The organism is Cupriavidus sp. 05L411 (assembly GCF_056398045.1).
The window spans coordinates 60658-68763 of record NZ_JBFTOQ010000038.1; the positions used below are offsets into that span (position 1 = coordinate 60658).

Genomic DNA, 8106 nt, shown 5'->3' on the forward strand with positions numbered 1-8106 from the left:
GCATGTGGCGCCAGCAGCCGGCAACCATAAGCCGGCGCCGATCGCGTGGCATCCACCGCTCGTGGATGCCGCCGCCAACAGGAAGACACGGCGAATGGCAACAATCGAGGAGACCAGCGCGGGCCAACGGGGCGCCGCCCGCGCCGCCACGCTGGTGGCGAAGCTGCGCCCGCCCATGCTGACCCCGTTCCAGGTGGAGCGCCGCGCCATTTGCGACGCGGTGTGCGCGGCCGGCTTCGTCAAGCTGGTGCTGGTGCGCGCGCCGGCCGGGTTCGGTAAGACCACTGCCATGCTGCAATGCCGGGCGCGGCTGGACGCCGAAGGCGTGGCCACCGCCTGGCTCACGCTGGACCGCGCGGACAATGACGCCACGCGTTTTCTTGGCTCGCTCGAAGCCGCCTTCGAGCTGGTGCTGCGCAAGGGCGGCGCGCCGCTCGCCGCGGCCCAGCCCGCGCCGCAGTCGGCAGGCGAGCACGCGCTTGCGCTGATCGACCGCATGGCGGCCCACGACCGCCCCTTCACGCTGTTCCTGGACGACTTCGAGGCCTTGCAGAACCCCGCCGTGGCCGGCCTGGTCTGGCAAGTGGTGGAGCAATTGCCACCCGGCGCCCGCCTGGTGGTGGGCACGCGCTGGGTGCCGGAGTCCGGGCTGGCGCGGCTGCGCGCGCGTGGCGAGCTGCTGGAGATCGAGCCGGCCCAGCTGCGCTTCACCGCCGACGAGACCGATTCCTTCCTGCGCCGCGCGCGCGGCCTGGCGCTGCAGCCCGCCGCTATCTCCACGCTGCACCGGCGCACCGAAGGCTGGGCCACCGCGTTATGGCTGGCGTCGGTGGCGCTGGAGCGGCGTGGCCAGCCGGACGCCTTCATCGCCGGCTTTTCCGGCTCGAACGCCGCGATTGCCGATTACCTGGTGGAAGACGTCTACCTGCACCTGCCCGATGCGGTGCGTGCATTCCTGTTGCGCACCTCCATCCTCGACCAGCTCAGCGGGCCGTTGTGCGATGCCGTGAGCGGCACCGCCGACAGCGAGGAGATCCTCGCCTGGCTGGAGCGGGCCAACCTGTTCCTGATGCCGCTGGATGGCGAGCGCCACGGCGGCGCGGAGCCGCCTGCTCAGGCCCATCAGCCCAATGCGCGCTGGTACCGCTATCACAGCCTGTTCTCCAGCTTCCTGCGCGCGCAGCTGCAGCAGGCCATGCCGCACGAAGTGCCCGCCTTGCAGATGTCCGCTTCGCGCTGGTACGAGCAGCAGGGCCGGCCGGTGCCGGCCATCGAGCATGCGCTGGCGGCCGGCGCGGTGGACCACGCGCTGCCGCTGCTGGCGGGCAAGGTGGACGAGTTGCTGGCGCAGGGCCGCATGCGCCTGCTGACGCGCTGGCTGGACGCGGTGCCGGCCGGCGCACTGGCTGCGTGGCCCAAGCTGCAGATCGCCCATGTGTGGGCGCTGTCGTTTACGCGCGGTCCGGCCGACGCCATTGCGCTGCTGCAGACCATCCCGCTGGCCGGCGCCGAGGGCGACCTGCTGGCGCATGTGCGCGCGCTGCGCCATATGCTGCTGAACATGATGGACCGCTTCGACGAGGCGCGTGCCTGCAGCCGCGACGATCCGCTGCCGCTGCCCATGGGCTATCCGTTCCCGGACTCCATCCTTGCCACCTCGATGGCGCGCATGGCCGCCGTCACCGGCGACTACCGCGAGGCGCGGCGCCTGCTGGGCGTGGCCCGCCAGGTGGTGCGCGGCTCCGACAGCAACTTCAACAAGATCTTCTCGGAATCGGTGGAGGGGCTGATCGACCTGCGCCAGGGCCGCCTGCAGCAGGCGCTGGCGCGGTTTCGCATTGCCGCCAGCACCATGCTGCCGAACCGCTACGGCCCTACCAACGGCAACGCCATGGCCGGCATCCTGCTGGCCGATGCGCTCTACGAGATCAACGAGCGCGAGCGCGCGGAGCGCCTGCTCACCGTGTACGTGCCGCTCGCGCGCGACCTCGGCCTGCCCGACCAGATCATCACCGGCCATACCGTACTGGCCCGCATTGCCTGCGACCGCGGCGACGTGGACGGCGCGCACGAATGGCTGGCCGCCCTCGAGCACCTTGGCCATCATCGCGGCCTGCCACGGCTGGTGCTGGGCGCCATGCTGGAGCGCGCCCGCCTGGCGCTGCTGCAAGGCAATCAGCATGCCGCCGAGCAAGCGCTGCAGCACGCAGCCGACCCGGCGCTGTGGCGCGCGCGTCCCGGCCTGAGCGCGGTCAGCTCTTTTGCCAACGACCTGGAAGACGTGGTCATGGGGCGCCTGCGGCTGGCGCTGTTCACCGAGCCCTCCGTGCGCACGCGCGAGGCCATCGAGACGGAACTCGCCGCCACCGAGCGCGCGCAGCTGATGCGCAGGGCGCTCAAGCTGCGCATCCTGCTGGCGCTGGCCTGCCAGCGCAGCGGCGAAGCCCCCCAGGCGTTGCAGGCGATGGGCGAAGCGCTGCGCTTCGGCGCGGCGGAAGGATTCATCCGCATCTTCGCTGACGAAAGCACGGACGTGCGCCGGCTGGTGGCCGAAGCCTGCCTGCGCCAGGGCAGCGCGTTGCCCGCAGGGTATGTGGAGCGCCTGCTGCAAGCCTGCGGCGGCGCGCCGGAGCCGGTGGACCCGGCCGCCATGCAGGCGCGCCATGGGCTGCTGGAACCGCTCACGCCCAAGGAGCAGAAAGTGCTGCAGCTGCTGGCCGAGGGCTTCTCCAATGTGGCGATGGCGGATCGGCTCTTTGTCTCGGAGACCACCGTGCGCACCCATCTGCGCAATATCAGCGCCAAGCTGCGGGCCAGCAACCGCACGCAGGCGGTTGCCATCGCGCGGCAACTGGGTTTGCTGTAAGGAAGCGCGGGCGATTAAGCGAGCCCAGGCGGCGTCCGGGGGGATGGAAACCCCTGCAGAGGGGCACGCGGACGTGCCGCTGGCTTGTGGCTTTTCGCGCAAGCCGATAACGAAATTGGCATGGTCATGGTGCTTAGCCGTTCAGCCATTCACCCGTTCACCGGTTCACCCGCTCAGATGCCGATGAACTCCGCATACTCCGCCAGCGGCGCACGCGTGGCGCGCAGCTGGTTGACCGCCGCTGCCGGATCCTCGTAGCCGATCGCCATGCCGGTAAACAGCATGCGTTCGGCTGGGAGGGAGAGGAAGCCCGCAATGGTTTCCGGATACATCGCCCAGCATTCTTGCGCGCAGCTGTCCAGCCCATGCTCGCGCAGCAGCAGCATCACCGTTTGCAGGTACATGCCCAGGTCCGACCATTGCGGCGGGCCCATGCGGCGGTCCACGGTGCAGAACAGCGCCAGCGGCGCGCCGAAGAACGTGAAGTTGTTGGCAAACTGGGCAAGGCGCGCCTGCTTGTTCTCGCGCGGGATGCCCAGGCAGCGATAGAGGTCCTCGCCTACCTGGAAGCGCCGTTCGCGATAAGGCGAGACCAGCTCGCGCGGGTAGACGTCGTACTCGGTCCCTTCGCCGCGGGGCGCGCCGGCGACGCGCTCGCGCATGGTGGCCTTGAGCCGCGCCAGCGGCTCGCCGCCCACCGCGTGCAGGTGCCACGGCTGCAGGTTGCCGCCCGATGGCGCGCGCGCGGCCTGCTCCAGCACGTCGCGGATGATTTCCGGTGGCACCGGCGTGGGAAGAAAGCCGCGTACCGATTTGCGGCTCTGGACTGCCATGCTGACTTTCACGCTGTTCTCCTTGGGGCTTGGCAGGGGATCCATTGGGGATCAGATAAAGGGCGGCTCGTTGCCCCAGTCGAAGAAGTCCGGCATGTCCTGCGACACGCGCTCGGGGAAGCTGGCCGGGCGCTTTTCCAGGAAGGCGCTGACGCCTTCCTTGACGTCGGCCGACTGGCCGCGCGACTGGATCGCGCGGCTGTCCAGGCGGTGCGCCTCCATCGGGTGGCTGGCCCCGGCCATGCGCCAGATCAGCTGGCGCGAGATGGCGACGGATACCGGCGCGGCATTGTCGGCGATCTCACGGGCCAGCGCCTGCGCGGCCGGCAACAGGTCCTCGGGCGCGTGCAGCGAGCGCACCAGCCCGCGCTCCAGCGCCTCCTGCGCCGAGAACACGCGGCCGGTGTAGCACCATTCCAGCGCGGTGGAAATGCCCACCACGCGCGACAGGAACCACGACGATGCCGCCTCGGGCGTGATGCCGCGGCGCGCGAACACAAAGCCGAACTTGGCGTCGGTTGCGGCCAGGCGGATGTCCATCGGCAGCTGCATGGTCACGCCGATGCCCACCGCCGGGCCGTTGACCGCCGCGATGACCGGCTTGAGGCTGCGGAAGATGCGCAGCGCCACGCGTCCGCCGCCATCGCGGTGGGCGGCTTCCTTGCTGGCGCCGTAGCGCTTCTCGTAATCGAAGGTGGAGCCGCCGGAGGACAGGTCGGCGCCGGCGCAGAAGGCGCGCCCGGAGCCGGTGACGATCACCGCGCGGACGTCGTCGTCGGCGTCGGTGGCGTCAAAGGCGTCGATCAGGTCCTGCATCATGCGCGGGGTGAAGGCGTTGAGCTTTTCCGGGCGGTGCAGGGTGATGGTGGCGACGCCCTTGTCGACGGCGTATTGCAGGGTCTCGAAGCTGGGGGGGACGGCTGGGTTCGGGGTGCTCATGGCTGGCCTTGGCTCTCGAAATGGGTGTGGGTAAGGTAGTGCAGAATCGGGCGCCTGCAATCGTCGAATCCGACGAGGTAGGGACGGCAGCGCCGCCGTAGACTGGCGCCAGGACGCCTGGCGGCCTGAGCCAGGCAGATGACCGAGCATAGAACACAAAGACCAGAAGCCAGAAGGAACATCATGAAGACGCGCATCACCGAATTGCTGGGCACCCGCTACCCCATCATCCAGGGCGGCATGCAGTGGGTTGGCTACGCCGAGATGGCCGCCGCGGTTTCCAACGCCGGCGGGCTTGGCGTGCTCACCGCGCTGACCCAGCCCACCCCGGAAGCGCTGGCCACGGAGATCCGCCGCACCCGCGAGCTGACCGACCAGCCCTTTGGCGTCAACCTGACGCTGCTGCCCTCCATCAACCCGCCGCCGTACGCGCGCTACCTCGACGTGATCATCGAAAGCGGCATCAAGGTGCTGGAGACGGCGGGCAACAATCCCAAGGAGCACATCGCGCGCGCCAAGGCGGCCGGCATCAAGGTGATCCACAAGTGCGTGGCGATCCGCCATGCGATGTCGGCCGAGCGCCTGGGCGTGGACGCGGTGTCCATCGACGGTTTCGAGTGCGCGGGCCACCCGGGCGAGGACGACGTCCCGGGCATGGTGCTGATCCCGCTGGCCACGCGCCGGCTGGGCATTCCGGTGATTGCCTCGGGCGGCATTGCCGACGGGCGCGGCATGGCGGCGGCGCTGGTGCTGGGCGCGGAGGGCATCAACATGGGCACGCGCTTTTGCGCCACGCGCGAGGCGCCGATCCACCACAACGTCAAGCAGGCCCTGGTGGACGCCAGCGAGCGCGACACCAACCTGATCTTCCGCACGCTGCACAACACCGCGCGCGTGCTCAAGAACGCCGTCTCCGATGAGGTCGTCACCATCGAGCGCCAGCCGGGCGGCGCCCAGTTCGAGGACGTCAAGCACCTGGTGGCGGGCGTACGCGGCAAGGCCGCGCTCGCCGCCGGCGAGACCGACGGCGGCATCATCAGCGCCGGCCAGTGCGTGGGCCTGATCGACGATATCCCGACCTGCGCCGAGCTGATCGAGCGCATGGTGGCCGAATGCCGCGAGCAGCTCGGGGTGGCCTCGCGCTACTTCGCAGCATAAGCCGGCGCAGCCATGGCTGAAGCCAGTCAACCTTCCGATGCCGGCCCGGGCGCAGGGCAATCCGATGTGGCCGAGGCGCCGCCGCCGGGCTTTGTCGCGTTGCGTGGCGCCAAGGGCTTCCTCGAGAACTTCGGGCAGATCTACGTGGACCGGGAACGGCGCGTAGTGGCCATCCGTATCGGGCCGCATCACCTTAACCCGCTTGGCATCCCGCACGGCGGCATGCTGGCCACGCTGGCCGACACCGCCATCGGCATGATGATGGCGCTGGAGACCGACCGCAAGCAGCCGGCGGTGACGGTCAACCTCAGCATGGACTACTTCGATGCCGCGCGGGTGGGCGATTGGGTGGAGGCGCACGTTGAGTTTGACAAGCTGGGCTCGCGGCTGCGCTTTGGCGGTTGCCGCCTGATGGCCGGGGAGCGCTGCCTGCTGCGCGCCACCGCCATCTTCTCGGTGCTCACGCCGCGCGCGTGATGCGCCGCCGCCGCTTGGGCCGTCGGCTGCGCCGCGCAATCGTCGCTTCCGACGACGCCGGGCGCCCCGCTGCTGCGCCAGAATCCGCAACAGGATAACCAGGCTTGGCCGTGCCCTTCCCGGGACACGGCCATTACGGGCGGGTTCGCCCCGGAACGACAAGAGGAGACGACATGGCAGAGGCATACATCGTAGCGGCCGCGCGCACCGCGGGTGGGCGCAAGGGCGGCAAGCTGGCAGGCTGGCATCCGGCGGATCTCGCCGCGCAGGTGCTGAACGCGCTGGTTGAGCGCAGCGGCGCCGATCCGGCACTGATCGACGACGTGATCATGGGCTGTGTCGGCCAGGCCGGCGAGCAGGCCGGCAACGTGGCGCGCAACGCCGTGCTGGCCTCGAAGCTGCCGGAAAGCGTGCCCGGCACCTCGGTCGACCGCCAGTGCGGCTCGTCGCAACAAGCCCTGCACTTCGCCGCGCAGGCGGTGATGTCCGGCACCATGGACATCGTGATCGCCGCCGGCGTGGAAAGCATGACCCGCGTGCCGATGGGCCTGCCCTCCACGTTGCCCTTCAAGAACGGCTTCGGCAGCTCGATGAGCCCGGCCATGCAGGAACGCTATCCCGGTGTGAAGTTCAGCCAGTTCACCGGCGCCGAGATGATGTCGCGCAAGTACGGCCTCACGCGGGACGACCTGGACCGCTACGCGCTGGAAAGCCACCGCCGCGCCATCGCCGCCACGCAGGCAGGCCGCTTCAAGGACGAAATCGTGCCCGTCGCCGTGCGCGCCGCCGACGGCAGCGCCAACGGCGAGCTGCATACGGTGGACGAAGGCATCCGCTTTGAAGCCAGCCTGGAATCCATCGCCAGCGTCAAGCTGATCGAGGAAGGCGGCACTGTCACCGCCGCCAGCGCCAGCCAGATCTGCGATGGCGCGGCGGGGCTGATGGTGGTCAACGAAGCCGGCCTGAAGAAGCTGGGCGTCAAGCCGCTGGCACGCATTCACCATATGTCGGTGCTGGGCCATGATCCGGTGATCATGCTGGAAGCGCCGTTGCCGGCAACGCTGCGGGCGCTGCAGAAGGCCGGCATGAAGATCGGCGATATCGACCTGTTCGAGATCAATGAAGCGTTTGCGCCAGTGCCGCTGGCTTGGTTGCAGACCACGGGCGCCGATCCGGCGCGCATGAATGTGAATGGCGGGGCGATTGCGCTGGGGCATCCGCTTGGTGGATCGGGGGCTAAGCTGATGACTACGCTGGTGCATGCGCTGCATGCGCAGGGGAAGCGGTATGGGTTGCAGACGATGTGTGAGGGTGGGGGGATGGCGAATGTGACTATTGTTGAGAGGTTGTAGGCTGATCGGTTGCCTTCGCTGTTTCTTTAAGCGGCGTTGGCTTTTGTACCCAAGGGCCATACGACATCCCCCTGCGGGGGCTGCCGGTCACTCTTCTTTGCGTCGGCAAAGAAGACTAACGAGAAGAAAGCCGACCCTGCCGGGGGCAGAGCAATCAGGCTTGTGGGCCTCGGTGGTTGCGTCGTACGGCCCGTAGTGTTGGCTGGCCTTTGCCATACCGGCTTGTAGGTCATCACTACGGCATGACCCAATGGTCACGTGGTGGTGCCCCTGATCGCTTTGCGCGGTGACCATTCACACATCTGCCGTTCGCGGTGCGCAGCGCCGCGATCCTGCCTGCCTTGGTGGTTTCGTGGTTTTGTCTCTAGCGGTAACCGCCCCGGCGATTTGATGCCCTGTCGTACCGGCGCTGCCGGCTCCTTGCTATCAACTCCCCTGGTTTCGTGGTGGGCACCGTGGCCCGTCCACGAGGGCCGCGCTC

Annotated in this window: 6 protein-coding genes; 4 read left to right on the forward strand and 2 right to left on the reverse strand. The window is 68.9% G+C overall.

The annotated features are described in order from the left end of the window. Positions 1 to 94: 94 nt before the first annotated feature. Positions 95 to 2866: a winged helix-turn-helix domain-containing protein gene (locus AC1DQR_RS31175; RefSeq protein ID WP_477134398.1), complete on the forward strand. Its 2772-nt coding sequence runs from the start codon at positions 95 to 97 to the stop codon at positions 2864 to 2866. Between the two features lie 173 nt (positions 2867 to 3039). Here AC1DQR_RS31175 and AC1DQR_RS31180 read toward each other — a convergent pair whose 3' ends face one another. Next, positions 3040 to 3711 (reverse strand): nitroreductase, encoded by a 672-nt coding sequence (locus tag AC1DQR_RS31180; RefSeq protein WP_416051445.1) that lies wholly within the window; start codon positions 3709 to 3711, stop codon positions 3040 to 3042. Positions 3712 to 3750: 39 nt separating this feature from the next. Then, positions 3751 to 4638 carry a crotonase/enoyl-CoA hydratase family protein gene (locus AC1DQR_RS31185; RefSeq protein WP_416051446.1) on the reverse strand — a complete coding sequence of 296 codons (888 nt, stop codon included), beginning with the start codon at positions 4636 to 4638 and terminating at the stop codon, positions 3751 to 3753. 183 nt (positions 4639 to 4821) lie between these two features. Here AC1DQR_RS31185 and AC1DQR_RS31190 point away from each other — a divergent pair, with 183 nt between their 5' ends. The 3 genes from AC1DQR_RS31190 to AC1DQR_RS31200 all read left to right on the forward strand — a co-directional run bounded on the left by AC1DQR_RS31190 (position 4822) and on the right by AC1DQR_RS31200 (position 7625). Continuing rightward, positions 4822 to 5796 carry an NAD(P)H-dependent flavin oxidoreductase gene (locus tag AC1DQR_RS31190; RefSeq protein ID WP_416051447.1) on the forward strand — a complete coding sequence of 325 codons (975 nt, stop codon included), beginning with the start codon at positions 4822 to 4824 and terminating at the stop codon, positions 5794 to 5796. Between the two features lie 12 nt (positions 5797 to 5808). Next, positions 5809 to 6273: a PaaI family thioesterase gene (locus AC1DQR_RS31195; RefSeq protein ID WP_174423752.1), complete on the forward strand. Its 465-nt coding sequence runs from the start codon at positions 5809 to 5811 to the stop codon at positions 6271 to 6273. 173 nt (positions 6274 to 6446) lie between these two features. Continuing rightward, positions 6447 to 7625, forward strand: coding sequence for an acetyl-CoA C-acetyltransferase (locus AC1DQR_RS31200; RefSeq protein WP_416051448.1), 1179 nt, complete (start codon positions 6447 to 6449; stop codon positions 7623 to 7625). Positions 7626 to 8106 lie beyond the last annotated feature (481 nt).

Coding starts and splice junctions, on each gene's coding strand:
- AC1DQR_RS31175 (WP_477134398.1), top strand. CDS start 95: ATGGCAACAATCGAGGAGACCAGCGCGGGCCAACGGGGCGCCGCCCGC.
- AC1DQR_RS31185 (WP_416051446.1), bottom strand. CDS start 4,638: ATGAGCACCCCGAACCCAGCCGTCCCCCCCAGCTTCGAGACCCTGCAA.
- AC1DQR_RS31190 (WP_416051447.1), top strand. CDS start 4,822: ATGAAGACGCGCATCACCGAATTGCTGGGCACCCGCTACCCCATCATC.
- AC1DQR_RS31195 (WP_174423752.1), top strand. CDS start 5,809: ATGGCTGAAGCCAGTCAACCTTCCGATGCCGGCCCGGGCGCAGGGCAA.
- AC1DQR_RS31200 (WP_416051448.1), top strand. CDS start 6,447: ATGGCAGAGGCATACATCGTAGCGGCCGCGCGCACCGCGGGTGGGCGC.